The 26081-nt window shown below is 64.5% G+C and carries 21 protein-coding genes; 7 read left to right on the top strand and 14 right to left on the bottom strand.

From position 1 onward, the window contains the following. Window positions 1–20 precede the first annotated feature (20 nt). Together CLU88_RS03730 and CLU88_RS03725 are read right to left on the bottom strand one after the other, a co-directional pair. Window positions 21–1043 (bottom strand): tripartite tricarboxylate transporter substrate binding protein, encoded by a 1023-nt coding sequence (locus tag CLU88_RS03730; protein WP_099655446.1) that lies wholly within the window; start codon window positions 1041–1043, stop codon window positions 21–23. A 99-nt stretch (window positions 1044–1142) separates the two neighbouring features. Further along, window positions 1143–1619, bottom strand: coding sequence for a DUF3237 domain-containing protein (locus tag CLU88_RS03725; RefSeq protein ID WP_099655445.1), 477 nt, complete (start codon window positions 1617–1619; stop codon window positions 1143–1145). Window positions 1620–1741: 122 nt separating this feature from the next. Between CLU88_RS03725 and CLU88_RS03720 the strand changes: the two genes are divergently transcribed. The 3 genes from CLU88_RS03720 (at window position 1742) to CLU88_RS03710 (ending at window position 6478) form a co-directional block, all read left to right on the top strand. After that, the gene (locus tag CLU88_RS03720; protein ID WP_199173412.1) at window positions 1742–2578 is read left to right on the top strand and encodes a LuxR C-terminal-related transcriptional regulator; all 837 of its coding nucleotides are present in this window, start codon (window positions 1742–1744) and stop codon (window positions 2576–2578) included. Window positions 2579–2776: 198 nt separating this feature from the next. Next, complete coding sequence (locus tag CLU88_RS03715; protein ID WP_233205363.1) at window positions 2777–3499, top strand: hypothetical protein; 723 nt, start codon at window positions 2777–2779, stop codon at window positions 3497–3499. Window positions 3500–3556: 57 nt separating this feature from the next. Beyond that, window positions 3557–6478 (top strand): DEAD/DEAH box helicase, encoded by a 2922-nt coding sequence (locus tag CLU88_RS03710; protein ID WP_099655444.1) that lies wholly within the window; start codon window positions 3557–3559, stop codon window positions 6476–6478. A gap of 134 nt (window positions 6479–6612) precedes the next feature. Here CLU88_RS03710 and CLU88_RS03705 read toward each other — a convergent pair whose 3' ends face one another. Further along, window positions 6613–8865, bottom strand: a complete 2253-nt coding sequence (locus tag CLU88_RS03705) for a cation-translocating P-type ATPase (RefSeq protein ID WP_099655443.1) — start codon at window positions 8863–8865, stop codon at window positions 6613–6615. A gap of 324 nt (window positions 8866–9189) precedes the next feature. On the opposite strand from CLU88_RS03705, the gene CLU88_RS03700 reads away from it, so the two are divergent. Next, window positions 9190–10371, top strand: coding sequence for an HPP family protein (locus tag CLU88_RS03700; RefSeq protein ID WP_099655442.1), 1182 nt, complete (start codon window positions 9190–9192; stop codon window positions 10369–10371). 57 nt (window positions 10372–10428) lie between these two features. On the opposite strand, the gene CLU88_RS03695 is transcribed toward CLU88_RS03700, so the two are convergent. From CLU88_RS03695 to CLU88_RS03685, 3 genes are read right to left on the bottom strand one after another with little or no spacing between them, the layout of a single operon-like run. Continuing rightward, window positions 10429–10983 carry a DUF3592 domain-containing protein gene (locus CLU88_RS03695; RefSeq protein WP_099655441.1) on the bottom strand — a complete coding sequence of 185 codons (555 nt, stop codon included), beginning with the start codon at window positions 10981–10983 and terminating at the stop codon, window positions 10429–10431. Further along, entirely contained in the window at window positions 10983–11630 is a 648-nt protein-coding gene (locus tag CLU88_RS03690) for a DUF3592 domain-containing protein (protein WP_099655440.1), read from the bottom strand. Before CLU88_RS03690 ends, CLU88_RS03695 begins: the two co-directional genes overlap by 1 nt. A 27-nt stretch (window positions 11631–11657) precedes the next feature. Continuing rightward, window positions 11658–12902, bottom strand: coding sequence for a hypothetical protein (locus CLU88_RS03685; RefSeq protein ID WP_099655439.1), 1245 nt, complete (start codon window positions 12900–12902; stop codon window positions 11658–11660). 326 nt (window positions 12903–13228) lie between these two features. On the opposite strand from CLU88_RS03685, the gene CLU88_RS03680 reads away from it, so the two are divergent. Continuing rightward, window positions 13229–13717, top strand: coding sequence for an EVE domain-containing protein (locus CLU88_RS03680; protein WP_099655438.1), 489 nt, complete (start codon window positions 13229–13231; stop codon window positions 13715–13717). A gap of 56 nt (window positions 13718–13773) precedes the next feature. On the opposite strand, the gene CLU88_RS03675 is transcribed toward CLU88_RS03680, so the two are convergent. The 3 genes from CLU88_RS03675 to CLU88_RS03665 form a co-directional block, all read right to left on the bottom strand. Next, entirely contained in the window at window positions 13774–14727 is a 954-nt protein-coding gene (locus CLU88_RS03675; RefSeq protein ID WP_099655437.1) for a class I SAM-dependent methyltransferase, read from the bottom strand. Window positions 14728–14896: 169 nt separating this feature from the next. Beyond that, window positions 14897–15517, bottom strand: a complete 621-nt coding sequence (locus tag CLU88_RS03670) for an NUDIX domain-containing protein (RefSeq protein WP_099655436.1) — start codon at window positions 15515–15517, stop codon at window positions 14897–14899. Beyond that, on the bottom strand, window positions 15514–15924 hold the full coding sequence (locus CLU88_RS03665; RefSeq protein ID WP_099655435.1) for a DUF4406 domain-containing protein: 411 nt from the start codon (window positions 15922–15924) through the stop codon (window positions 15514–15516). The genes CLU88_RS03670 and CLU88_RS03665 overlap by 4 nt, the downstream gene beginning before the upstream one ends. A 96-nt stretch (window positions 15925–16020) precedes the next feature. On the opposite strand from CLU88_RS03665, the gene CLU88_RS03660 reads away from it, so the two are divergent. Beyond that, entirely contained in the window at window positions 16021–16782 is a 762-nt protein-coding gene (locus tag CLU88_RS03660) for a DeoR/GlpR family DNA-binding transcription regulator (RefSeq protein ID WP_099655434.1), read from the top strand. On the opposite strand, the gene CLU88_RS03655 is transcribed toward CLU88_RS03660, so the two are convergent. Further along, window positions 16783–17685, bottom strand: coding sequence for a LysR family transcriptional regulator (locus tag CLU88_RS03655; RefSeq protein WP_099658626.1), 903 nt, complete (start codon window positions 17683–17685; stop codon window positions 16783–16785). 184 nt (window positions 17686–17869) lie between these two features. Here CLU88_RS03655 and CLU88_RS03650 point away from each other — a divergent pair, with 184 nt between their 5' ends. Beyond that, complete coding sequence (locus CLU88_RS03650) at window positions 17870–18847, top strand: DMT family transporter (protein ID WP_099655433.1); 978 nt, start codon at window positions 17870–17872, stop codon at window positions 18845–18847. Between the two features lie 99 nt (window positions 18848–18946). Here CLU88_RS03650 and CLU88_RS03645 read toward each other — a convergent pair whose 3' ends face one another. From CLU88_RS03645 to CLU88_RS03630, 4 genes are all read right to left on the bottom strand, one after another. Next, on the bottom strand, window positions 18947–20095 hold the full coding sequence (locus CLU88_RS03645; RefSeq protein WP_099655432.1) for an ATP-binding protein: 1149 nt from the start codon (window positions 20093–20095) through the stop codon (window positions 18947–18949). 151 nt (window positions 20096–20246) lie between these two features. Beyond that, window positions 20247–21668 carry an aspartate kinase gene (locus CLU88_RS03640; RefSeq protein ID WP_099655431.1) on the bottom strand — a complete coding sequence of 474 codons (1422 nt, stop codon included), beginning with the start codon at window positions 21666–21668 and terminating at the stop codon, window positions 20247–20249. A gap of 152 nt (window positions 21669–21820) precedes the next feature. Continuing rightward, complete coding sequence (locus CLU88_RS03635) at window positions 21821–25378, bottom strand: M48 family metallopeptidase (RefSeq protein WP_158235573.1); 3558 nt, start codon at window positions 25376–25378, stop codon at window positions 21821–21823. Between the two features lie 434 nt (window positions 25379–25812). Continuing rightward, the gene (locus CLU88_RS03630; protein ID WP_099655429.1) at window positions 25813–26040 is read right to left on the bottom strand and encodes a DUF3079 domain-containing protein; all 228 of its coding nucleotides are present in this window, start codon (window positions 26038–26040) and stop codon (window positions 25813–25815) included. Between the last annotated feature and the right edge of the window lie 41 nt (window positions 26041–26081).

The following is a 26081-nucleotide window of genomic DNA, read 5'->3' as shown; positions in this document are numbered from 1 at the left end:
CTCTGAAACGCGGCGCAGGATCAGTCGGCCTTGAATCCGGTCGCGGCCACGGCCTTGCCCCAGGTCACGGCGTCGGCCGCAATCACGCGGGCAAACTCCTCGCGGGTGGTGCCGGTCGCGCGAAAGCCAGCGTCTTCCAGCTTGGCCTTGCCATCGGCCGATTGCACGGCCTTGATCACGTCGGCCTGCAGACGCGCCAGGATGTCGGGCGGCGTCTTGCTGGGCGCCACGATGCCAAACCACGAATTGAATTCCAGACCGCTGTACCCCTGCTCTTTCATGGTGGGCACATCGGGCAGCGCGTTGGACCGGGTGCCCCCCGTGGTGCCCAGGGCAATCAGCTTGCCCGCCTTCACGTTGGGGGCCGCCAGGCCCACGCTGGCAAAGACGCCCTGGACATCGCCACCAAACAAGCCCCCCAAAGCATCGGCCGTGCTTTTGTAGTGCACGGGCTCGGGCTTGAGCTTGACGGCCTCGCCAAACATGAAGGCGCCAAAGTGGCCCGGGGTGCCTGCGCCAAATGTGGCCAGGAACAGCCCCTTTTGCTGCTGTGTCCAGGCCACAAAATCTTTGACGTTGCGCGCGGGCACCTTTTGCGGGTTGACCAGCAAGGCAAAGTCTGCGGTGACAACCTGGCTGACTGCGGCAAAGTCCTTTTGCGGGTCGTAGGGCAGCTTGTTGTAGCTGCTGGGGGCAATGCTGAGCTGGCCCGTTTCGCCCAGCATCAGCGTGTAGCCGTCGGGGGTCGCGCGTGCGGCCTCGCTCGCGGCAATCAAGCCGCCGGCGCCAGGCTTGTTGTCCACGATGACGCCCAGGTTGCCCCAGCCTTCCGAAAGCTTTTGCGCCAGCAGTCGGGCCACGATGTCTGGCCCCGTGCCTGCGGCAAAGCCCACGATGATGCGCACGGGCTTGTTGGGGTACGGCGCCGTTTGCGCCCAGGCCCCAGTGAAGGGGGCGAAGCTGGTGGCCAGCACCGCAGCCATGCTGGCAAGCTGTAGGGCGCTGCGGCGGGTGGATTGGGCGGGGTGGGGTTCGTGTGTCATGGCAAAGGTCTCCTGGTGTTTTTCGAGTGCTGGGTGTGATTGGTGTGATGGGCCCATAGCGGGCCGAGAAGCTGATCGTTCTGGCATGTGCTGACGTGCCTACATCACCTCCCAAAAGCGCATGACCACTGCATCCGGGTAACGGGCGCCGCTGCCGGTGAACAGGCGCTCGGCAATCCAGCGCAAGGTGGGGGACGCGGTTTCAAACTGGGGGCTGCAGCGAAAGTAGATGAGCGCCGGGTCCACCAGCTCGCCGCGGGCCAGCTGTGCCATCAGCTCCGGCGGGCCCGAGCGCAAGGCGCGGTTTTGCACATAAACGAGGTCACCGGCATCGGTCTCCAGCGTGTAGCGGGCGTCCAGCTCGGCCAGGGTGTCGCTCACGATGAGCTGAAAATCCGCCCCTCCTGCCAGCACCCGCGCTTGCCAGCCATCGCCCGTGGCGTGGCCACCGGTGATGGGGATCAGGCGGCGCAGGCCATGCACGGTGCGGCCCACCTCTTGGGGGGCGCCCACCTGCACACGCAGGTCGGCAAAAAAGCGCAAACGGGGTTCAGGCAATGGGACAGGTTCGGTCATAGTGGGCTTTGGGGTTTTGGCAAGGTGCAACGCAACCTAGCGTAAGCCCTGTGGCGCTTGATTCGCGTCATCCCTGAAGATGACACGATGACTTTCACCTGCCGTTGCGCTGCATACCACCCATGAGGCATTGGCTCCCAGCAAGCACCTTGGGCGATGGCATTGCGCCGCCCACTCACGGCACGGGCGCGGCCCTGGGCAGCATGGTCCAGCGGCTGGGCGATGCCGGCTTTGCCAGCGGTTTGCTGCAAGAGCTGGCCCCTGTGCTGCCCGCAGCGTCGTGGTCGGTGTACCGCACAGGGCGCCATTGCCAACCCACGCTGTTCATGTCTGCTAGCCACGGCATTCCAGACACCACGCGAGATTGCTGGTGGGCCTACCTCTCAGGCCCTTACCGCAGCGACCGCACTTGGGGGGAATCGGTCGCAGCCGCTCCCAGCACCCGCTTGTGCCACCTCACCGCCAGCGAAGTGGGCGGCGAACACCAAGCGCGCGTGTATGAGGCCCACGGCATGGCCGAGCGGGTCTCCATCGTCGAGCATGAAAACGATGGCGCCGTGTTTGCCGTCAACTTTTACCGCCACCAGCACCAACGGCCGTTTCTGGACCGGCAGATCAGCGACTTTGAAACCATGGCCCCCGTACTGCTGGCCCTGGCGCGCAAGCACATTGCCCTGGCCCAGCACCAGCCTGTGGCCTTGCCAAATACCCCCAACCCACTCCAGGGCTTGCCCCAGCAATTGCCTGCGCTGCGCGAGCGCCTGCTGCGTGCCCATGCGGGCCTGACCGAGCGCGAGCTCGACGTGTGCACCCGCCTGCTGCAGGGGATGACGCAAGAGGGTATTGCCTGCGACTTGGGCCTGAGCCTGCCCACCGTCAAAACCTACCGAAACCGCGCTTTTGGCCGCCTGGGCATCCATTTTCGCAACGAGTTGTTTGCGCTGGCGCTGGGCCACTGACTGCTGGCAAGTAGCACGCCACGCCCCTGTATACCGCTTTCCAGCCTAGTTGTCCGCGCACATGGCGGGCATACTTCCCTACCTGACTGTGCCCAAGGCTTTTGTATTGAGCTTTGCTGGCCAGATCCGGTGCGCGGCCCTTTGGCCCCGCAAGGCCAAAGAGCCACCCCATAAAAATGACCCCGAGAGAGACCCCCGATGAGAACCCAACTTCAAACCCCTCACCCCGTAGGCACGGTGCGCCTGTGCGCAGCGCTCTTGGGCCTGGCAAGCGCCCTGGCCGCACATGCCGAGGCACCGATGCACACCGACGATGCCGGCACCCTGGGCCAAGGCGCGATGAAGCTGGAGACTGTCATCGGCCGCGAGGGCAAAACCCGGGGGGGCGAGCTGCTGTGGGGCGCAGGGGTTTTGCCCAACCTGGAGATGGAAGTCTCGCTGGCACGGGCCACAGACCGCAGCGCCGCACCATCGACCACGCTGCAAGGGCGTGGGCTGGGGCTGAAATGGGTGCCGTGGCAAAACGAAACAGGCTGGTCCCTGGGTGCGCGGCTGGATGTGGGGCACACCCGTGTGCGCGATCCAGCCACCCCCGTGCGTTTGACCCACCGCGAATACGCGCTCACCGGTTTGGCGACCTACCGCTTTGCGAACGAGCAGGTGCTGCACCTCAACGCGGGGCGCAAATCCACCAAGATGGATGGCGTGCGCAACAATGCGGCCACCTGGGCTGTGGGGTACGAGCTGCCGTTGGCGCAGCGGCTGCAGCTCACCTCTGAGGTGTTTGGCGAGCGGCACAGCCGCCCCGACAAAGCCGTGGGCCTGCGCTATGAAGTGGCCGATGGGCTCAAGGTCTCTGCTGCAGTGGGCCGGGGTAATGGCCGCACCTTCAGCCAGTTGGGCATGGCCTGGGAGTTTTGAGCCTGCTTCTGGGCGCCGGTGCTGGGCCTCTTGCCAGCACGGCACAATCAGCAGCCTATGTCTGCCCCCGGCGCCTACCCTGCAGAGCCCATTCCACCCCGGTCTGACCGCGCTGCCCTTGTGCAGGCGTGGGTACAGGCCCTGCGCAACCAGGCCAGCAGCGCCCAGCTGCAAGCCCTGGCGCCGCTGAGCGACGCCGAGGCCGCCCGCGTGATGGCCCTGCTGCGTGGCGATTCCCACGCGGCGCAGCCCGGGCCATGGCCCAGCGCCCCAGCTGCGGCCAAGCCCAAAGACGCCGACACGGGCATTGCCCCGGGCCATTTCACCCCCCGCATCACCCTGATGACGCTGGGCCGGGGCGATGGCCTGCTGGGCCTGCAACCGCAGGGCAAGCTGGGCCCGCGCGGCGACAGCGTGACACTGGTACAGATCGACTGGACCTACCGCACCGATGGCGGTGCCACCTGGCAGGCGCCTGCGCCTACCTCGATCCTGAACGCCCGCCCTGCCCCCGTGCAGGACCTGTTTGACACCAGCGGCCCTGTGGTGCGAATGCAGCGCAACCTGGCGGCTGAATCCGACGCCATGGACCGCGTGTGGGACCTGGGCCTGACCCCCGTGGATGCCCACAAACTGCAGTGGCGCCACCGTGCAGCCGCCAGCACCCTGGGCCCCGTGTGGACGCTGCCGCAAGAAGCGCACTTTGGCGACTTCTGGGCCGAGCAGATTCCCCAGCTGCGCGCTGAGGGCTGGAGCGTGGTGGTGCGGCCCGGCTTTGCGCACGAAAGCGTGCCCGTGCTGCGCTGGAAGCTGCACATCGCCCCCGACACGGGCGAGCTGCTGGGCAAGGAAGTGGACGGCCAGTTGGGTTCGCGCGAACGCCCCGTGCAAAAGCTCATGCTGCCCCAGCGCGAAGGCGCCTGGCTGCTTACGCTGGGCATTGAGATTGACGGCCAAACCCTGGACCTTGCCCCGCTTCTGGCCGACCTGCTGCGCCGCGATGCGCGCTGGCTCAACGCCCAGCAAATGGCCGCCATTGACGACCTGGCCATCATCAAACTGCGCGCCCCGGGCGGCAAACGCATTGAGGCACCGGCCGGGCCACTCAAGGCCATCGTGGGCGCGATGGTGGACCTGTTGACCGATCTCACCCGCAACCAGCGCAAGGACGGTGACCCGCTGCACCTGGGCGCCTGGGAGGCCCGCCGCATCGAGGCCCTGCGTGCCGGGCTGGTGCAGGCCCACCGCGTAGGCACCGTGAACGGCTGGAGCAACGACTGGCAACTGCAGGGCGATGCAGGCCTGGCCCACCTGGCCCAGCGCCTGCGCCGCATCGGCACGCCCCGGCCTGTGGCCGCACCGCAGGGGCTGCAAGTGCAACTGCGCCCGTACCAATTGGAGGGCCTGGCCTGGCTGCAATACCTGCGCGAACAAGGCCTGGGCGGCATCCTGGCCGACGACATGGGCCTGGGCAAAACCGCGCAGGCCCTGGCCCATGTGCTGGCTGAAAAGGAAGCCGCTCGCCTGGCCCGACCCGCGCTGGTGGTGTTGCCGACCTCGCTGCTGTTCAACTGGCAGGCCGAAGCCGCCCGCATGGCCCCCGGCCTGCGCGTGCTGGTGCTGCACGGGGCCCGCCGGGGCGAGCGCTACCTGCAGGTGGGCGAGCATGACCTTGTGCTGACCACCTACCCCCTGCTGTGGCGCGATGTGGAGGCACTGGCTGCGCAGCCATTTCACCTGCTGATCCTGGACGAAGCGCAGATGGTGAAAAACGCAGGCAGCCGCAGCGCCCGCGCCTTGCGCAAGCTGCAGGCCCCGCACCTGCTGTGCCTGACGGGCACGCCGCTCGAAAACCACCTGGGCGAGCTGTGGGCGCAGTTTGACTTTTTGATGCCCGGCTTTCTGGGCGATGTGCGTAGCTTCAACGCCCGCTGGCGCAAGCCCATTGAGGAAAACGGCGAAACCCTGCGCGCCCAGCTGCTGTCACAGCGCGTGCGCCCGTTCATCCTGCGCCGCCGCAAACAGGACGTAGCCACCGAACTGCCGCCGCGCACCGAGACGATCCTGCGCGTGCAGTTGCAAGGTAAGCAGCGCGAGCTGTACGAGGCCGTGCGCACCACCGCCGACAAGCAGGTGCGCCGCGCACTGGAGCGCCAGGGCTTTGAAGGCTCGCAAATCGCCATCCTGGACGCGTTGCTCAAGCTGCGCCAAGTCTGCTGCGACCCACGATTGGTCAAAGGCATAAAGCAAGGCCCCCACGCTCCGCCGCTGCGCGGGTCGCTGCCCCCCGAGGGGGACGCTTTTTTGCCTTGGGGCGGCCCGGCGGCAAAAAGGACCGCGCAGACGATGGAGCGCGCCAAGCTCGAACTGCTGGCTGACCTGCTACCCGCCCTGGTCGATGAAGGCCGCCGCGTGCTCGTGTTCTCGCAGTTCACCGAAATGCTCGGCCTGGCAGCCGAGCAACTCGACACCCAGGCCCTGCCCTACCTCACCCTCACAGGCCAGACACCGCCGGGCCAGCGCGGTGCAGTGGTCAAGAGTTTTCAGGCGCAGGACGAGAGCAGCGCCCCCATCCTGCTGGTCAGCCTCAAGGCCGGGGGCGTGGGCCTGAACCTCACCGCCGCCGACACCGTGATCCACCTCGACCCGTGGTGGAACCCTGCTGTGGAAGAACAGGCCACCGCCCGCGCCCACCGCATCGGGCAAGACCAGCCGGTGTTCGTCTACAAGCTGGTGGTGGAAGGCAGCATCGAAGAACGCATGCTGGAGCTGCAGGCCCGCAAGGCCGCGCTGGCCCAAGGCGTGCTGGGCCACGACGCAGAGGGCGCGGTGAAGTTCAGCGAGGCCGACCTGCGCGCCCTGCTGGCCCCTTTGACCGAGCCAGCCAACAACCCGCTGGCCATTCCTGGCGAAGATGCCTTGCGCTGGGGTGGCACCGGCAAGCGGCGGCCCCGGCCGCTGCAGCCGCCTGAAGTTTGAGTGTTTTTTGCCTCTGGCGCTCTCTGAATAAGCGCTGGCAGCTATGCTTTTGGTAGCGCTTGCAGTGCAGGAAAGGTGCAAGCGACAAGGCCAATAACCCCCTGGGCGACCCATGAGGCGATGCAGGCCAGCTCTCAGCCCCTTTCTTCGCGTTCAGTGCGCTCAGCGGCCACACCGCGCAACAAGCGCAGGCCATTGGCCACCACCAGCAGGCTGGCCCCCATGTCGGCAAACACCGCCATCCACATCGAGGCATTGCCAAACACCGCCATGGCCAAAAAGGCCCCCTTGATGCCGAGCGCAAACACGATGTTTTGCCACAGCACATTGCGCGTGCGGCGCGAGAGGCGGATGACCTCGGGGATGCGGCGCAGGTCGTCGTTCATGATGACGATGTCGGCCGCCTCCATGGCGGTGTCGGTGCCTGCGGCGCCCATGGCGATGCCAATGTGTGCACGCGCCAGGGCGGGTGCATCGTTGATGCCGTCGCCTGTCATGGCGGTGGGGCCCAGGTCGGCTTGCATGCGTTCGATGGCGGTGAGTTTGTCCTCGGGCAGCAAATTGCCTTGGGCGTTGTCGATGCCCGCTTGCCGGGCGATGGCCTGGGCGGTGGACAGGTTGTCGCCCGTCAGCATGACCGAGGCCACGCCCAGCGCGTGCAACTGCGCTATGGCCTCACGGGAGCTGTCCTTGATCGTGTCGGCCACGGCAAACAGCGCCAGCACCTCGTGTGCATTGGCCAGCAGCGTGACGGTGCGGCCCTGGGCCTCGTGCACGGCCAACAGCTCTTCCAGGGCCGCAGAGCACAGCCCCCGCTCCTCCACCAAACGGTGGTTGCCAAGCCACAGCGTCTGGCCTTGCGACTGGGCCAACTGTGCCTCCACCCCTCGGCCCGGCAGGGCCTTGAAGTGGCTCACGCCGCCGGGCCCAGCGGGCAGGCCCTGGGCGATGGCTTTGGAAACGGGGTGGTCGGAATGCCCGGCCAAGTCTGCGGCCCACGCCAGCACGGCGGCTGCGGGCTGCTGGGTGCTCAGCACCTCTTGGGCGACGAGCTTTGGCTTGCCTTCGGTGATGGTGCCGGTCTTGTCCAGCGCAATGGCCTTGAGTTTGTAGGCGTCTTCCAGGTACACACCGCCCTTGATGAGGATGCCCCGGCGTGCGGCGGCAGCCAGGCCGCTGACCACGGTGACGGGTGTGGCAATCACCAGCGCGCAGGGGCACGCAATGACCAGCAGCACCAGCGCCTTGTACAGCGCCTGCGTCCAGGTGAAGTCCAGCAGCACCGGGGTGAGCACGGCCACCAGCAAGGCCATGGCAAACACGGCGGGGGTGTACACCGCCGCGAACCGGTCCACAAACTGCTGCGTCGGGGCCCGTGAGCCTTGGGCCTGCTCCACCGACTGGATGATGCGTGCCAGCGTGGTGTTGCTGGCAGCCGCCGTCACGGTGATTTCGAGGGTGCCGGTTTCATTGATGGTGCCCGCAAACACCAGGTCGCCCTGGGCCTTGTCCACCGGAATGCTCTCCCCCGTGACGGGGGCTTGGTTGACGGCGCTGGTGCCGCTGGCCACCGCCCCATCGAGCGGAATGCGTGCGCCAGGCTTGACGCGCACGGTGGCCGCCACCGGCACGTCGGCGGCGGGCTGCAAAGCCCAGCTGCCGTCGCTTTGGCGCACTTCGGCGGTGTCTGGGGTCAGGGCCAGCAGGCTCTTGATGGCGTTGCGGGCGCGGTCCACCGCTCGGCCCTCGATCAATTCAGCGATGGCATACAAGGCCATCACCATGGCAGCCTCGGGCCACTGGCCAATGAGGAAGGCGCCGGTGACGGCTACGGTCATCAGGGCGTTGATGTTCAGGCGCGCCTGCATCAACGCGGCCAGGCCCTTGCGGTAGGTGGAGAAACCTGCCAGCCCGATGGCGCCAGCCGCCAGTGCCATGCCCAGGCCTTTGAACACGGTGGTGTCGGGGGAGAAGAATGACAGGGCCTCTGCCGCAATCGCCAAGCCCAGCGCCAGCACCATGCGCCACAGGCCTTCGTTGGCGCCATGGGCCTGCGCCCCTGCATCGTCTGTGCCAATGGGCTGCGGGTCAAAGCCCGCCTTGCGGATGGCTGCCACCGCGACAGGGATGGCATCGGCCGCTGCGTCAATCGTCAAAGTGCGCGCACCCAGCTGAAACCCCAAGCCGCGTATGCCGGGGATGGAGGCCAGCGCGCGCCGGATTTCGCTTTCTTCGGCAGCGCAGTCCATGGCGGCGATGCGAAACACCGTGCCTTGGGTGGCTTGCGCAGCCGGTGGTGCGTTGCCTGACTGGGTGGGGGTGCAGTGGTGGTCGCCGCAGCAGCTGTGTGCAGTGGCGTGGGTGTGGAGGGCTTCGGTGGACTTCATGGTGTGACGGCGTTGTATGCAGTCTATTGGAAACCTTGAAGTGACTTCAATGTCAAGCAGGGGCGAGGTTTCTTCTTTCCGTTTGGCGTGCCAGCCCCCTGAAAACAGGGTGATTTATGGGTGTTTTGAGGCTGTAGCGCTTATGAATAAAGCGCTAGCAGCTATTGATTTGATAGTGATTTGGACGCAACCTGGGTAACCCCAAAGCCATGATGCCGTGGCCTGATCGCTAGGATGTGCGGCTGCACAGTTTTGGTGCAAATCTGCCCGCCCTAGACGGGCCAAACACGGGCCATAGACGGCCCATGCCACGGAACCTTTCACGTGCCCAAAAGAATCAGCGCCTGGTTTCACTCCAGGGTGCTCAGCAACACCCTGTCACTATCGCGCAGCGAACGCTGGAAAGCCAGCCTGGGGGCACTGCTGTGCCTGGCCGCCTGTGGGCTGCTGCTGCGCAGCCTGCCGCTGGATGCCCATTGGCTGCTGGCCCCCGTGGGGGCCAGTGTGGTGATCTTGTTTGTGCAGTTTCACAGCCCGGTGGCGCAGCCCTGGCCTTTGCTGGGCAGCTACCTGGTGGCCACGCTGGTGGGGCTGGCCTGCTCACACTGGGTGGCGCAGCCCGCGTGGGCCGCGGCCCTGGCGGTGGCGCTGTGCATCTGGCTCATGGCCCGGCTCAATTGCGTGCACCCGCCGGGGGGCGCGCTGGCCTTGTTGTTGGTGCTCAACGGGCCTTACACCCCCGCGCAAATGCTGGCTGTGGGCGAGCTGATTGGCATCAATGCTGTGGCCTTGCTGGTGACCACCTTGCTGATCAACCGCTGGGTTTTGCGCCGCCGCTACCCGCACAGCAGCACACCGCCTGGCCCGGGCCACCGCACGCAAGACCGGGCGCCCATAGAGCGCATGGGGCTGACCCATACCGACCTGGAGAGCGCCGTCAAGACGCTCAACACCTTTGTGGACGTGCAGGAAGATGAGCTGGTCGAGATTTACAACCTGGCCGTTGACCATGCGTTTGGGCGCCATGTGGGGCTGACCTGCGCGGACATCATGTCGCGCGATGTCATCACCGCCCACTTTGACACCGACCTGGCCGTGGCCTGGCAGTTGCTGCGAAAGCACAAGATCAAGTCGTTGCCCGTGATCGACCGGTTTGACCGCCTGATCGGCATCGTGACGGTGGCAGACTTTCTGCGCCAGATCGATGCCCAGGCCACGCCCAAAGACCTGGCAACGCTGGTGCAGGCGCTGCTCAAGCGCACCCCGGGGCCTTATGCCGACAAGCCCGAGGTGGTGGGCCAGATCATGAGCCCGGAGGTTTTTACCGCCACACCACAAACACCGCTGTCTGAGCTGATCCGCCAGATCTCGCAGCGCGCCCTGCCCCATGTGCCGGTGATTGACGCGCGGCGCAAGGTGGTGGGCATGGTCACGCAGTCTGACCTGCTGGTGGCGCTGTACAAGAGCATTGCACTGGACCAGGCCAGCCAGTCGGCCAAGGCTTGAGCGCCTGGGGGCTGCGGTGCGGCCCCGCCCACACCGCCCACACCACATTGCAGCGCTTCATGCGTGGGCGGATTGCTGCCGCCTGCGCAGCAGCGTGCGCGCCGCCCAAAACACCACGCTGCCCCCAAAGGCGCCAAACACCAGGGCCAGCCCCAACTGCAAGGCCAGCAGCCCGGGGCGCAGGCTGCGGTCCACGACCGACTCGGCGGGCTGTGCAGGGTTGACCCACACGGGCACCGGCTCGCCCGTGCGTTCAGCGCTCTGCAATCTGTGCCCCAGTCGCTCTTGAAAGCTGCCAATGTTGTCTGCGCGCGTGGTGATGGAGGCGCGGTCGCCGGTGTATTCCACCCCTGCCACCTGGTAGCGGTAGTGGGTAGATACGCGGTAGGTGGTGCCACCTTTGCTGGGCTTGTGGCTTTGGAGCGTGGCCGAATCCACCTGGGCCGGCACGCTGTTCCACGTTTGCATGCGCGCCCAGTCATACACCATGGGCGCGGTCATGAAGAGCAGGATGCCCAGGCCTGCGGCGGCAAACGGCACAGCCAGCACGGCCAGCATGACCAGCCCAAGCAGCGTTTGCTTTTTGTCGGCAGCAGTGGCGCGTTTTTTCATCAAAGGGGCTTTCGGTGGCTGGCGGGGCTTTGGCGTTCTGCGCTCTGCCCAGGGTCGGCGTCTGCGGCCTTGCGCGCCAGGCGCAGGCTGCGCCAACTGAGCAGCAGCACCCACCAAAAGCCCAATCCCACGCCCGTGAAGCCGAGCCCAATCACCGCATTCAGCGCTAGCGATTCAAGGCTCAGACGGCGGTCTGCGACCGACTCGGCGGGCTGTGCAGGATTGACCCACACCTGCACCGGGGTGCCAGAGCGTTGGGCGGCCTGCAGCCCATCGCCCAGCTGTTTTTGGAACACCGTGTCCGAACCACTGTGAAACGAAGCCCGGTGCCCCAGGTATGCCTTGCCCTCTACTTCGTAGCGGTAACCCACCTCTACACGGTAGCCTCCACGGCCTTTGGGGTAAGGCTCCCATAGGGTGGCGACTGATTCCACGACTGCCGGTGTGGCCCGCCATGACTGGGCGCGGACCCAGTCCACCACGGTGGCCCCTGTGCCAAACAGCAGCATGCTCAGCCCGATCACGACAAAGGGCAGGATGAACAATGCCGCCAGGCTGAGCGTGAGCGGCGATGCCCCAGGCCCCGGGCGCCATGGGCTTGCGCGGGCGGTGGACGGAGGACCGGACGGTGTGGAGGAACGAGGCATCGAGGTGGTATGGACGCTGGGCTGCTTTCAGACCGATCGTGCGGGCAGCCCGGTGGCTTTGGCCAGCGCCTGCAGCATCTGGTCGGCCACCGCCCTGCCCCGCAGGCTGTCGGCCACGGTGATGGTCTTGCCGTTCTTCAGCGCCACCCGAATCCGAAACCACACCGTGTGCCGCGTGCCGGTTTGCGAGGTGTAGCTCTGCACCAGTTGCAGCCCCCGCAAATCGCTGCGAGGCACCTGGTGCCAGGCAAAAATGAAGCCCAGCAAGCGCCGCTCGGTGCGCAGGCCCTGGGGGCTGAACTGCACCTTCAGGCTGTTGCTCAGTGCAAAAAAAGCCCACGCGGCAAAACCCCCGCCCAGGCCGCCAAACACCAGCGGAAATATCAGCGGTGCCCCCATGCGGCCTGCAAACACGCCAAAGCTGCCAAAGCTCAAACCAAACACCAGCCACACCAGGTGTTGCTGCCAGGTTCGGCCATAGGGCAAATACAGCTCCACCCCGCCGGGCGTGTGCTGCAGGTGGGCCACCTCGTCCAGCTGCGCCTTGCGCGACTGGACCGCCGCGGGGTGCTGGGCTGCGTCCAACACCAGATGGTGCGATGCCTCGCCCGTGGCATAGACGGGCACATCAAAGTGCCGCTCAAACGCCAGCGGTGGGTCGCTGCGGCTTTCCAGGGTCAGGCACCAGGCATGGTGGTCGCCCTCCGTGGGCTCGGATTCAGGCAAGCCTTTGGGCACATCCAGCCGAAAGCTCAGCCGGATGCCATCGCCCTGCGGCTGCACTTGGGCCATGCCCTCGCTTTGCCACAGCACGCTCTCGCGGGCCTCGGTGTCGCCGCCGGTGGTGCGGCGGGTGCTGTGGTGCAGGCACGCCAGCGTGGCCACAAACTGCAGCCCTGGCCGGTAGGCAACAGGCAGCACCGTGCTGGCGCCAAAGTGGCCGCCAATGCTGCCAGGGAAAGGGTCCAGCTGCAGCGCCACATCGCCAAAGCGGCGTGCGTCCCGCGTGGTGCGCACCGCCCCCACAAGCAAGCCCACGGCCACCAGCAGCATGACCCCGATGATCCCGGCCACCAGTGTCTCGCCCTGTTCCAGAGCCCGTGGAATCTGCACATAGGCCAGGGGTGTGGCCAGCAGGCTCCAGGCCACGGCGAAGCCCCACAGGATGATGACTTCCCACCGCTTGTGCGAGCGGATGCGGTTGGTGGCCCATGCTTTGCGCTCAAGCCACGGCTGGGCGCTGCGCGCCTGGGGTTGGGTTGGGGATGTCATGGGATGGCCACGCCTGGGGCGCCTGCAGCGGCGGCTGCGGCGGCCCCTGCCGCACAAGGCAAAGCTCTGGGCACCATGCCCGCTCTCTCACATGTCCACCGTGGTGAATGCATGCCCATCCCCTCGAAAATGTTGTGGTGCACGGTGTGGGCGCCTGATTTAGAACCGGTTCCAAGACCCAAACCCCTGCACTTTTTGTGGTGTGGAATCAGTCTAACTTCCCGTCGGCAATTCAAGTCAAAATGGCACATGGCGCTTATGGAATAAGCGCCAAAAGCTATCAAATAAATAGCGCAAACACCCTGTCAATCCTGCCCGCCAGCCCCATGACCACCTCCACCCAGGCCCCTGCGCCCCGCTACTGGCTGATGAAGTCCGAGCCCGAAGAGTGCTCCATTGACGACGCCTTGGCCGCCCCTGGCGCCACCGTGCCCTGGACGGGCGTGCGCAACTACCAGGCGCGCAACTTCATGCGCGATGGCATGCAAGTGGGCGACGGCGTGCTGTTCTACCACTCCAGTTGCCCCGAGCCCGGCATTGCAGGCCTGGCCCGTGTGGCCAGCGGCACCCGGGCTGACCCCACGCAGTTCGACCCGACCTCACCGTATTTCGACCCTAAGTCTCCCGCCGACGCCCCCCGCTGGCTGCTGCTGGACGTGCAGGCCCTGCGCAAAACACGCCTCGTCAGCCTGGCCGAGCTGCGCAGCACCCCGGCGCTGGCCAGCATGCGGGTGCTGCAAAAGGGCAGCCGCTTGTCCATCACACCGGTGGAGCCTGGCGAGTGGGAGGCCGTGGCGCAACTGCTGGCCCGCTGAGCGTTGCGGCGGGGCTGCACACCCTGTTGGGGCGCTGAATGAGCACCGATTCAGCGCTACCCGGCCTGGTACACCAACACCTTCAGCGCCCTGCCCTCGTCCACATCGGCAAACACGGCAGGGTTGGCCACGCGCTCCACAAACTTCAGTTCGGGCGCCAGTTCCTGCATCTGGTTTTGCAAAAAGTCCACGCCCAGCTCGGGTGCGTTCAGGCACAGCAAGGCATGGCCGCCTGGCGCCAGCAAATCGGGCAGGCGGCGCATGAGGCGGGCATAGTCTTTGGTGGCCACGAAGCTGCCTTTTTGGTAGCTGGGCGGGTCCACGATGACCAGGCCATACGGCCCGCTACGGGTGATCTTGCCCCAGCTGCTGAAAATGTCGTGCGCCAAAAAGCTGGCCCCGGTGGTGATGCCGTTGAGCTGGTGGTTTTGCTGGCCAATGCCCATGGCGCCATGGCTCATGTCCACATTGACCACCTGCTTGGCCCCGCCCTGCAGCGCCACCACTGAAAAGGCGCAGGTGTAGGCAAACAGGTTGAGCACCTTCAGACCATAGCGGTCTTGCCTGCGGGCCTCGGCATAGTTGCGCACCCAGCGGCGGCCTTCGGCCATGTCCAGGAACAGGCCATGGTTCTGGCCGCGCAGCACATGGGTTTTGAAGCGAGCGCCCTGCTCGGTCACGGTGTGCGGGTCAGGCACCTCGCCTTGCATCAGCCGCGTTTCGGTGCGGCCCTGGGTGCGCAGGGCTTCGTTGCGGCACTGAAACACCCAGTTCAGCGGCTGGCCTGGGGCGATGGAATTCCAGCGCTCCGCCAGCGCCGCGCCGATGGCCGCCAGTTGTCCCTCGGTTTCGTTGTCTGCTGGCAAAAAGCTGGTGAGCACGAACACGGGTGGGTAGGCATCCAAAGTCCACTGCTCGCAGCCGGGGTAGCGGCCCCCACGGCCGTGAAAGATGCGTTGCGCATCGGTGGGCAGGGGCATGGAGGCGATGGCGTCGAGCAGGGCTTGCATTCGGTAGGGCTTCTGGCGGTAGGGGCGTAGGTACCCCCAAAAACTGGCTGCCGCTGCAGGACTGGCACGGCAAAGGCTGCCGGTGTGTGTCGCTGGGAGCGGAGGGATTCGAGAGCTCTGAAGCTTACTTGTTCTTTGCCTCTTTTCAGCTTCCAGCCGCGTCAGCTCATCAGTGCCCGCCCTGCAATGCCTCCAGCGCCACATGCTGCAGCAACATGATGGTTTTGCCGTCCTCAATGGTGCCTGCACGGATGCCCGCCAGCGCTTCGCTCAGCGCCATCTCGACCACCTCGATGTCTTCGCCTTCGTGCGCCAGCCCCCCGCCCTCTTGAACACGGTCTGCCGCTTCGTAGTCGGCCACAAAGAAGTGCAGCTTTTCGGTGACGGAGCCCGGGCTCATGTAGGCCTCAAACACCTTGCGGGGGGCGCGGATGCGGTAGCCGGTTTCTTCTTCGGCTTCGCGGCGGATGCAGGTCTCCGGGTCGTCGCCATCGAGCAGGCCGGCGCAGGCTTCCAGCAGATGGCCATCGGCGCAGCCGTTGAGGAACGCTGGCAGGCGGAACTGCCGCGTGAGCACCACCGTGCCGCGCCGTGGATTGAACAGCAGCAGCGTGGCGCCGTTGCCCCGGTCGTAGGCCTCACGGCTCAGGCGCTGCCACTGGCCGTCGCGGCGTTGCAACTCGAACGTGACCTTGCGCAGCACATACCAGTCGTTCGACAGCAACTGCACGTCCAGCAGGCGCACATGCTCGGCCTGGGCGTTGATAGGTGCGGGTGAGGGGCGGCTCATGCGGCAGCCCCTTCGCGGCTCGTCGCCCGCACCGGCAATTCGTCGATGTGGTGGTACACCGGCAGGCCCCGCACCTGCGCCCGGGCCACATCCATGTCCGCACCACGCGATGCGCCGGGCAAGCGCAACACTGCGTCGCAGCGCGCCAGCAGCCGCTCGGCCACCGGGTACTGGTAGGCATGGAACACCGCATCGCCGGGCTCGCGCCCACCCGCCGCATGGATGATGGGCAACGCCAGCCATTCGCTCAACAACGGGAGATGGCCGCGCTCGTAGATGGGCAGTGCCGCAGCCTCCAGCTGGGCACGGTTGGCTGCGATTTTGGCGGAATCGCCGTCGGTGCCCGACAGGTAGGGCCCGGCAATCAGGACCAGCAGTGGGCGATCGGGTGCATCGGTGTCAGGCATTGGGTTGTCAAAAGGTTGATTTGTGCAATATCATGCACTTTCAATTAAATTCGTGCAATCACATTTCCGCGCCCAATCTTTCAGACAAACCACGCCATGCTCACCACCCAGCGCAAGCAACTCATCCTCCAGCGCCTTCAGCAGGAGGGCCAGATCGTGGCCAAGGCATTCAGCGAAGAGCTGGGCATCTCAGAAGACACGGTGCGGCGCGATCTGCGCGAGCTGGCCGCCGAAGGCCAGCTACAGCGCGTGCACGGTGGTGCGCTGCCCGCTTCTGCCGCCATCGGTGATATGCAGGTGCGCGCTGCTTTGGCCCCCGACGAAAAACGGGCCCTGGGCCGCGCTGGCGCAGCGCTGGTGCAACCAGGCCAGGTGGTGATCCTGGACGGCGGCACCACGTCGCTGCAAGTGGTGCAGCACCTGCCGCTCACCCTGCGCGCCACGGTGGTCACCCACAGCCCCACCATTGCGGTAGCACTGGCTGGCCATGCGCAGATCGAGGTGCTGATGTTGGGCGGCCGCTTGTTTCGGCATTCCATGGTGAACGTGGGCGCCAGCGTGGTGGAAGCCGCCGCCCGGCTTCGCGCGGATCTGTACCTCATGGGGGTGACTGGCGTGCACGCCCAGGCAGGGTTGACCACGGGCGATTTTGAAGAGGCCGCCGTCAAGCGGGCACTGCACGAGCGCGCGGCCGAGACCGTGGTGCTGGCCTCTGCGGACAAGCTGGGCGCGGCGTCACCCTTCACGATTGCCCCCCTCAGCGAACTTGCGGCCCTGGTGGTGCCCGCCTCCACCCCAGCCCCCTTGCGCAAAAAGCTTCAGGCGGGCGGCGTGAAGGTCAGCACCGCCATGGCCTGATCAGCTGGCAGACGCTGCGCTCTGGCGCAAATGGGCCACCAGCGCTTGTGCAAAGCCGGACAACACCGCGCCCTTGCGCACGCAAATCTGCAGATCGCGCTGTGCCCAGGGCTCGTTCATCTCCAGCACCACGGGCGGCTCGCTCAAGCCCGCCACCTGCAAGGCGGCACCCCGTGGCACCAGGCCAATGCCCACGCCTGCCCCAACCATGCGGCACACGGCCTCAAAACTGCGCACCTGGATGCGTACATCGAGGTGGCGCCCCAGTGCGGCTGCGGCGTTCATCGTGAAAGTGTGGATGGCAGAGCCCGCGTGCAACATGACGAAGGCATGGTCGATCACCTCGGCAAACCCCACCTGCGAGCGCCCTGCCAGCCCATGGCCTGCAGGCACGATGAGCACCAGACGGTCCTGCCGGTACGGAACCAGCTCCACCCCCACGCCCGAGCCGCTGTCTGCCAGCACGCCCACTTCAATCTCACCACCGGCCACCGCCACCACAATTTCTGCGCTGGTGCGCTCCTCCAGCGTCACGCTCACCTGCGGGTTCTGCTTCAAAAAACCAGCCAGATCGTCGGGCAAAAAGGTGTGCGTGGCGTGCGTGTTGGCCCACAGGCTGACATGGCCGCGAATGCCCGATGCAAACGGCTGCAGGTTGGCGTGCATTTGCTCGATGCGCGCAAACACCTCGCGGGCGTTGCGCAGCAGGGCCTCGCCCGCAGGCGTGAGGGCCAGGCCCCGGGTCTGGCGTTCAAACAGCGGCGTGTTCAGGGCATCTTCCAGCCGCCGTAGCCGGTGGCTGGCCGACGAAGGTGCGAGGCAAGCCCGCGCGGCGCCGCGCGTGAGGTTGCGCTCCTCGGCCATGGCCACAAACAGGCGCAAATCCACAAGGTCGTAGTTCACAAACGGGCTCCTGGCTGGGGTGGCAGACTGTGCGCTGCGTTCGTATTTAACGAACGCATGCTTGGGGAATGGGCAATTGTGCCGCCAGTGCACCTCAGGGATCATCGCCCATCGTTGAACCCTTGCCACGGCAAGCGTTCGCCCTGTTCGCATCACTTACCCATTCTGGACGCTACCCCTTCCCATGCCCTGGAAACACTGGTCCGCCGAACGCCTCGGCATTGTTCTGGCCGTTTTGGCTGCCCTGGGCTTTTCCTTTAAAGCCATTTTTGTGAAGCTGGCCTACGCGGTGCCGCAAGCCGTGCCGGTGGATTCGGTCACCCTGCTGGCCCTGCGCATGGCGTTTTCCGTGCCCGTGTTTGCCTGGGTGGGTTGGCGCGCCAGCCGCGCCCTGTCCCCGCTGCCCCGGCGCGACTGGTTGGCGGTCATCGCGCTGGGCTTGCTGGGGTACTACGGCTCCAGCATCCTCGACTTCATGGGCCTGCAGTACATCACCGCTAGCCTGGAGCGGCTGATTTTGTTCACCTACCCCACCCTCACCATCCTGATTGGCGTGTTGTTCATGGGCAAGCGGGCCTCACGGCGCGAGGTGGGGGCGCTGCTGCTGTCCTATGCGGGCATTGGCCTGGCCTTTGCGCACGACCTGCACATTGCGGGCGACACGCGCGCCGTGCTCATCGGCGCGGGCTTTGTGTTTGGCTCGGCGGTGTCTTACGCGTTCTACCAAGCGGGCAGCGAGCCCGCCATCCGCAGGTTGGGCGCAGCGCGCTTCACCGCCTTGGCCATGTTGGTCTCCACGGGTGCCACGCTGCTGCACTTTGGGGTGTCGCAGCCTGTGGACGCGTTTGTGCAGCCCACCCCGGTCTATTTGCACGCGCTGGGCATGGCCCTTTTCTCGACCGTGCTGCCCGTGTTCATGACCTCGGCCGCCATCCGTCGCATCGGCGCCGCCAAAACCGCGCTGATCGGCACGCTGGGGCCGGTGCTCACGATCTTTTTTGGCTGCTGGTTGCTGGACGAGCCCTTGTCCTGGCCGCAGATGGCAGGGGCCGCGCTGGTGCTGGCGGGGGTGTTGTTGATCAGCAAGCGGGGGGCCTCTGCGGTGAGCCCATCCCCGAGTGTTGCTCATCCTTCAGCCAAACCGCACACGACATCAGCCTGAGCTTGTGCTGCAATATTGAAGAGAAAATAGCTGCTAGCGCTTACCAAGAAAGCGCTAGCAGCTATTAATTTTGAAGCAAGGCAGGTGTCGCCAGCGGTATCAACGCTGCAGCAACCGCCGCCGCTCCAGCCACACTTTGCGCACAAACGGGTCGGCCACGGTGTAGATGCCGTGGCCGGGGCGGGCGATCAGGTTGGCGCTGATCATCTTTTCGGCCAGCTTTTGCACCTGCGATGTGGGCACCTTGCCCCCCGTGCGGGCGGTGTAGCTGGCCATGGCTTCTTCGCCAAACAGGCCCGATACGCCGGTCTCGCTGCCCTGAGCGATGTAGTCGAAAACCGCCTGGCCCAGCTCGCCAAATTCTTCGATGGCGCGCAGCTCTACATCGGCAGCGGCCGATGCCAGCGTGGCGCAGATGATGGGGAACGCCTGGTCTGCCGGGGCCTGGGCGCTTTGCAGTTGCACCAGGGCTTTGAGCATTTCTTCAGGGCGGTGGCCCAGCGACTGAAAGCCTGCCCAAGCCACTTCGGTGCTGGGCAGCACCACGCCTGGGCTGCCTGCAATGCGCTGCAGTTGCCATTGCACAAAGTCTTGCCCCAGCGGCTCGTAGGCCGTGGTCAGGGCGCCCGTAAAGGGCTGCGAGTGGCGCGTGGCCATATCGGTGATGAGCGACTTGTGCGAGCCCGTGCCCAGAAACAAAAAGTACCCCGGCGTACCCGGCTGGGCGTTGACGGCATCCCGCGCCGCTTTGAGGGCGTGCAGCAAGCTGGTGCCGTCTTCGGTGCCCAGGGCTTGCTGCACTTCGTCCACGATCAGCACCACATCCACCTTGGCCTTGGCCACCAGCTCTGAAAACGCCTGCGCCAGTGTGGTGCCGCCCGGCGCGCCCAAATGCTCCACCTGAAAACCCAGCGTAATGCCCGCCGCGCCCAGGTTCAGCCCCTTGAAGCGCTGCAGCAAGCCCGAGCCTGGGGTTTGCATTTGCAACAGCGTGGCGCGCACAGCATCGAGCACCAGCACGGCCGGGCTTTTGCTGCGGTCGGCCCACAGGTCCACGTAAATCACCAGCGCCCCCCGCGCCTCCAGCGCAGGCACCAGGTCCTGGCGCAAAAAGGTGGTTTTGCCTACGCGGCGTATGCCCGACAGCAGCACGCCCGAGCGCACGTTCATGTGCAAGGGCGATGGCTGCAGCAACTGCTGGGCCATCTGCTCTGCGTAGGCGGTGCGGTGGAACACATCGGGGGCCATGGTTATCTCCACTTATCTGAATATGGTTAATTATCTGATTTTGATAAAAAAAGATAAAGACCTGCAAAACCCGCTAAGGCCACATCTGCGTGGCTCACCCTGCCCACAAAAAAGCCCGCACGGGGCGGGCTTTTTGAAAGGCGGCTTCGTGTCAGACGCGGGGCACGGGCGTGCCGGAGTTGACGCACAAGGCCATGTTCAGTGCCTTGATGGCGGTCTTGTAGTCTTCGCGCTCAATCACGAATTGCATGTTCACCTGGCGCAAAGTCTGCGACACGCAGTTCACGTTGACTTGCGCGTCGGCCAGTGCCTGGGCCGCCTTGGCCAGCACACCGGGGATGCCGATGTTGGAGCCGATGGTGCACACGATGGCGCTGGGCTTGATGGTGACGACCTGGTAAGCCTCTTGCAGCTCTGCCACCAAGTCAGGGGTTACCTGGTTGTCCCACACCAGATGGGCGATGGAGTTGGCGTTGGTGGCCTTCAGGATGTAGCTCACGTCGTGCTTGCAGAACACTTCCATCAGCCCTGCATCAAAGCCCACGGTGCCCACCATGCTCGGGTCGTGGATCTCGATCAGGGTGACCTTGTCGGTGCCGGTCACGATCTCCACGCGGGCGCGCTCACCCACAAAGTCCTTCGTGATGAGCGTGCCGGGGTGGTCAGGCTCAAACGTGTTTTTCAGGCGGATGGGGATCCCCGCCAACTCCATGGGCTTGGCGGCCTTGGGATGGATGGCTTCCATGCCCACGTCGGCCAGCTGGTCGGCCACGTCGTAGTTGGTGGCACCCACCACGATGGCGTTTTCCAGGCCCACCAGATTGGGGTCTGCTGACGAGAGGTGGAATTCCTTGTGGATCACGGCCTCGGCGGGGCGCACTTCCACGGCGATCTTGCTGAAGGTGACTTCGGAGTAACCTCGGTCAAACTCGCGCATGATGCCTTCGGTGCCCTTGGTGTAGCCCGTGGCCACCACCACTTTGTCGCTCAGGTCGATGCCCTTGAAGCTGTGGGCAATGCGCTCGTCAATCGTCCAGGCTTCGTTGTCGTCAAAACCGGCCAGATCCATCAGGATGGCATTGACGCCATTGGCCTTGAGGATCTCGACCGAGTTGAACGCGCTGTGCGACTCGCCAATCGAGGCCAGAACTTCGCGCGCGGCCAACAGCACATCCTTGCGGCTCAAGTAGCCGCTGGCCAGCACATGGTGCATGGCGCCCAGGTACTCACGCGCCTGGCCAATGCGCTGGTCGATAAAGGCATCGGCCACAGCCAGCGGCAGGCCGATGTCGGCATAACCTGCGTTGAGCTTTTTCAGGCTGGCAGCCAGGCCCGTCAAGGCATCCTGGTAACCCTTGCCTTCTGCAAACAAGGCATAGATGCCGCGCTCGCCCGTCTTCTTGTGCTCCAGCAACTGGTTCGTCACGCCCGAGTAGGCAGACACCACGTAAATGCGGCCGTAAATGCGTTTGGGGTCGTGCAGCACGATATGGCGCAGCACATCGCCAAAAGCGGTCATGGAAGTGCCGCCGATTTTCTCGACAGAGATCTTGGAGGAGTTGACGTCTGACATGGACAGGCTCAGGGGAGCAAAAGGGTTAGAAGGCCAAGTGGGCTTCTTGTCGTGATTGTCGACAGAAAGCCCTCCATTTTCTCTCACTTTGGCGATGCCTCGGCTCTGGGACCGATTCTGATGCGCCAGCGTGATGCAAGGCCGCTTTGGAGTTACCCCAGATAGGGGCGTTCAGTGACCAGCAAGGCCCGCTTGGCAAATTCGCGCCACGCAGGCGGCGCCTGCTTGCCCAGCACGATCAAGCCGACGACGTAGGCTTGCGCGCGACGTTGTGGCGGCTCGTTTTGCAGCGCCTTCTCGGCCTGCGCGGCATTGCGCGTCGTCTGCATGATGGCAACGAATTTGCGCAGCGCAAGGGACTCGTCACTGCTGCTGGCATTGAGCTTGGCCAGCAACGGTTCGACATTGCGCTGGTGGCGCAATGCCAACCCCAGGGCGCTCCAATACACGTCGCTGTCAATGCCTTGGTCGGGCGACAGCTTCAAGCTGCGTTCGATGATTTCGGCGGGAGCACCATCCGATGCCGCAATCAGTCGCAAGGCACGCTCGCCACCCTTGTTGGCGTTCCAGCGCCTGGCGGCAGACTCCACCTGACCCCGATGGAGATCAAAATAGATTTTTGCTTGCGCGCTGTCGGAGATGTCTTTGCCTGTTTCAAGGCTGTAATTGCTGCGCAAAGTCTCTGACTTGGGCAACAAGTCTTGCACGTTGGCGTCTACGCCCTGCATCAGGCGCCGCATGCGGGCCATGTCAACCACGACAAACTCTCTCAATGCAGGGTGATTGCTGGCCACACCATAGGCGGTGTATGCATTCCCCCATCGGCCCGCCACAGCGGCATCGTAAGCACTGACCAAGGCGAACCAAGGGTTGTTCGGGTACTTTTTGTACCCTGCTGCAAACGCGGCATCGCGCGCAGCGCCCTCTTCCATGCAGCGCACTGCCAGGTACTGCATGTCGGGGTTGCTCGCATTCTGGGCGAGCAGTGTTGCCTGCCGTTTGCACACCACCTGCCGGTTAGGGGCCACATCTTGCTCGATGCGCAGTGTCATGACATCCAGCGGGTTGATCTCCAATCGGCGCTGCAAGACCGTCGGGTACTCCGGCAAATCAGATGCCTGCATCAACCAGTCCCTCAGACTGACGGAGTCAGCCGTGTCCCACTGGGCGTGTGCAAGCACCACGGCCTTTCGGGTGCTGTCTTTTTCAGCCATCCCCAGATTGGATCGCCATGAGTTGGCCTGCGCCGCGCTGAGCACCGACCGCGTACCGCCGCCACCTTTGGTTTGAATGTTGGCTGGCGGCTCAGACAGCACATGGTCAACCGATGTCGAAACCCACCGACTGCCCGCAACTTCGTGCGGAGGCGATCCATTCTGGTTTCCGTACCCCGCGCTCCACTCTACCAAGGGGCTGGCCTGGGCGATGTTGTAGATGTACTGGCCGCTGATGACATCCGGCGTTTCCTCAAACGACTCGATCTGTTGGCCTTCCACCGTGCGGGCGCCCAGCCGCAACGGCTTGTCGAGGTCCACACCCATGCTCTGCGTTGCGCCCGGCGCGAGGGTGATGGTTTTGCTCCCTACTTGAGAAACCACCTTGCGATCCAACCCGTTGTGCACCCACAGCGTGGCGGTGCCCACGGTGGCGCCAATGCCCAAAATGCTTCCGATAATGCCCCCGGCCACAACCAATCGGGCGGCGCCTGGGCCCCACCCATCCGCCACTTGAAAGCGTGACCACCAATCGAGCTTTTTTTGCAGAGGCCGCTCTTGACCTGTTGTGAAGCTGCTATAGCTTTTGGGCACATTGGGCGCCGCTGGTGCGTCCCCCATCGCATCCGCATTGCCTGCGGTTTCTCGCAAGCGGCGCTCGGTCTCCAGCAACTGGTCCAGCGCAGTGCGACGCAGTTGTCCCAGCGCGCCAGCAACGGGCCGCATCCAGCTGTCGATCACATTCAACCAATCGCCAATGTTGCCCAACCCCGGCGCCACCAGATTGAACTCGCCCAGCAGTGCGCTCCAACTGGCCGATCCCAAGCGCTGCAGCGTCGCGTCGTCCAACGTCAATGATCCGCGCGCAGCATTCACCTCTTGCAGCAGGCGGTACAGTTCCATCGCGTGGCTTTGCAAGCGGTTGCGCTCGTCGTCATTGACCTTGCGCTTGGCAGTCACCATAGACACCACATTGGCCAGAGCGCTGTGTGCGTCGGCGATGTTGGCCTGCATGTGCTCGGCGTAGTGAACGAGCGACAGCAAGCCCAGCCAGTAACTCTCCCACCCCGAACGTGCTGTGCGTGCGAGTGCCAGGGCCGTCGAACGGCAGAGGCGGTCGTGCGCGACGATGCGCGTGTCCAGCGCTTTCATCTCGCTTTCGACCGTCTGCAAGGCGGCCCCCACGTCTTTGCGCTTCAGCGCGCGACCGCGAAAACGAATGACCCCATCAACGGCCTTGGCCACACCGTCTTGAATGGCCAGCAGCTGGCTCTTCTCCTCACCAAGCCGGTCCATTTGCTGCAGATCGGCACGCAGCGAATCGGGGTACAGCTCTGTACCTGTCGTTGTTGCATCCGGCGCGCCAGCTTCTGCGGCATAGAGTTCGCTCGCTACATGTGCGTACCGGGTTACGGGGCGCGCCAGATAGCGGCCCTTATAAACGCGCTGATAAGACTCCCTGCCGTATTCCGCATCCAGTGCCGCAAGCGACTCCTCTCGACTCGCCACGGGCAGGGGCGGATCAATGGCCGCAACCATTTCAGCGCAGGTCTTGAGCTTGAGCGATTCGGCGTCCCTGAACAATGTCCATGCCGAGCAGGCCTCCAGCGGCACTGGCAGGTAAATCTGCTTGGCGTTGAATTCCCGTTCGTGATTGAGTGGATGGCTCGCCCACATGCGGGAGGGTTGCACCATCTGCTGCTGGAAAACGCGGTGCTGGCTGGGGTCACCTTGCGGCTGCGCAGGCTCACCGAAGGTAGGGTCATCCAGAATTTCGCGCAATTTGGCGATGATCAGCGACTGGATTTCAAACAAGTCGGCCGTTACGCGCCCGGCGCGCACCTCTGCATTGGCAAACGAGAGCGTTCGGTCCCAGGCCATATCGGCGGACTGGCAGCGGTACAGCGCATGGATGAGTGCGTCGCTGCCCGTCAAGCTGACAGACACCTTGTCTGCCTGAAACTCCATCTCGCGAGACAGCGCGCGTTCTGCCGCCAGAACGAGTTTGAAAAACGTGTCCACCACGGACCGGATCGCCCACACCACGAGCGAAAGAATCCAGCCGACCCAGGCAACGCGAATATCGAAAGACGAAAGACTGCGCAGAAACCCGTCCAGGCTGTCGCGTTTGGCGACCACATGCCCCGCGATTTGCTGAGCGACATACACCCACCGCCCCACAGCCATGGACCGCTGCGCAAAATGCCCGAATTCATGGGCCAGAACGGCCTTGAATTCAGAGGCGTTCAGCACGTTGACGAGGGGTAACCCAATCTCAAGGTTCTTTCGAGATGGGAATATCAGGTTCAGCAGCGACAAATCATAAAAAACGGCCGCATTCACCCGTGCGGAAAGAAAGACCTTGCGTGGTCGCGGTGCACGCGCTTCATCGGCCAAGCGGTACAGAAATGCAAAAAGCTCCGGTTGTTCGTCTTTCGTGATCTCGGTGAGATCGGACATATTGCTGCGTTTGACGAACCAAATGGCTTTGAGCATGAACAGCGCGACAAAGCCCGACGCCACCCCGCCCAAGAAAAGCCACAGGGCTTGGTGCGGAGCCTGCAAACTTGCGCGTATCAGCGCATAGGCCTTCCAGGCAAACCAGCCTGACAGCGAAAAGTAAAAAGCGACAAAACCCAGTAGCGCCAACAGCGCAATCCACGCGTGGCGCTTGTAAGACGAAGTGGCTTTGATCAATTCCTCTGGGTAAGCCTGCGGCCCAGCTGGATACTTCAGCTCCATGTATTCCTCCCTGAATCTCTCTTAATAAGTATTCAAGGAAGTTTATCTTCGACGGCCATGGAGACGGGTGCAGATGCAGTCTTTTACCAAAGCTGCACGCCGCCCAACATGGGGCGCCTGTTTTGAAGGATGTGGGCCGCCGTTTGTGTCCATTGACCCGCCTCGGGCGGCGCGGCCATGGCCTGGCTTTAGGTGTTTGGCTCGCGGGGACTGGCACTGAGGCTATTGGCCGACTTTTCCTCAGCGTCAGCATCAAGCCCCCACTGATCCCAGTCGTCCCCAAACAATTCCGCAGGGTGTTGCGTGCGGTCGGAGCCATTGCCACAGCGCATGTCTTTGGCGGGGCAGTAGAGGTTGCAGCCCCAGCACACCCGCTCGGGGTGGGCGGGGGCTTTGGGAAACTTCTTGACTGCCATGGCTCGTCTCCAGACTGGGTACCGGGCTCCCGCCAAACCTG

The sequence above is a fragment of the Acidovorax sp. 56 genome, from assembly GCF_002749705.1.
Classification (GTDB): Bacteria; Pseudomonadota; Gammaproteobacteria; order Burkholderiales; family Burkholderiaceae_C; genus Acidovorax.
Note: the sequence above shows the minus strand (reverse complement) of the source record. Positions and strands in the feature narration are given on the sequence as shown.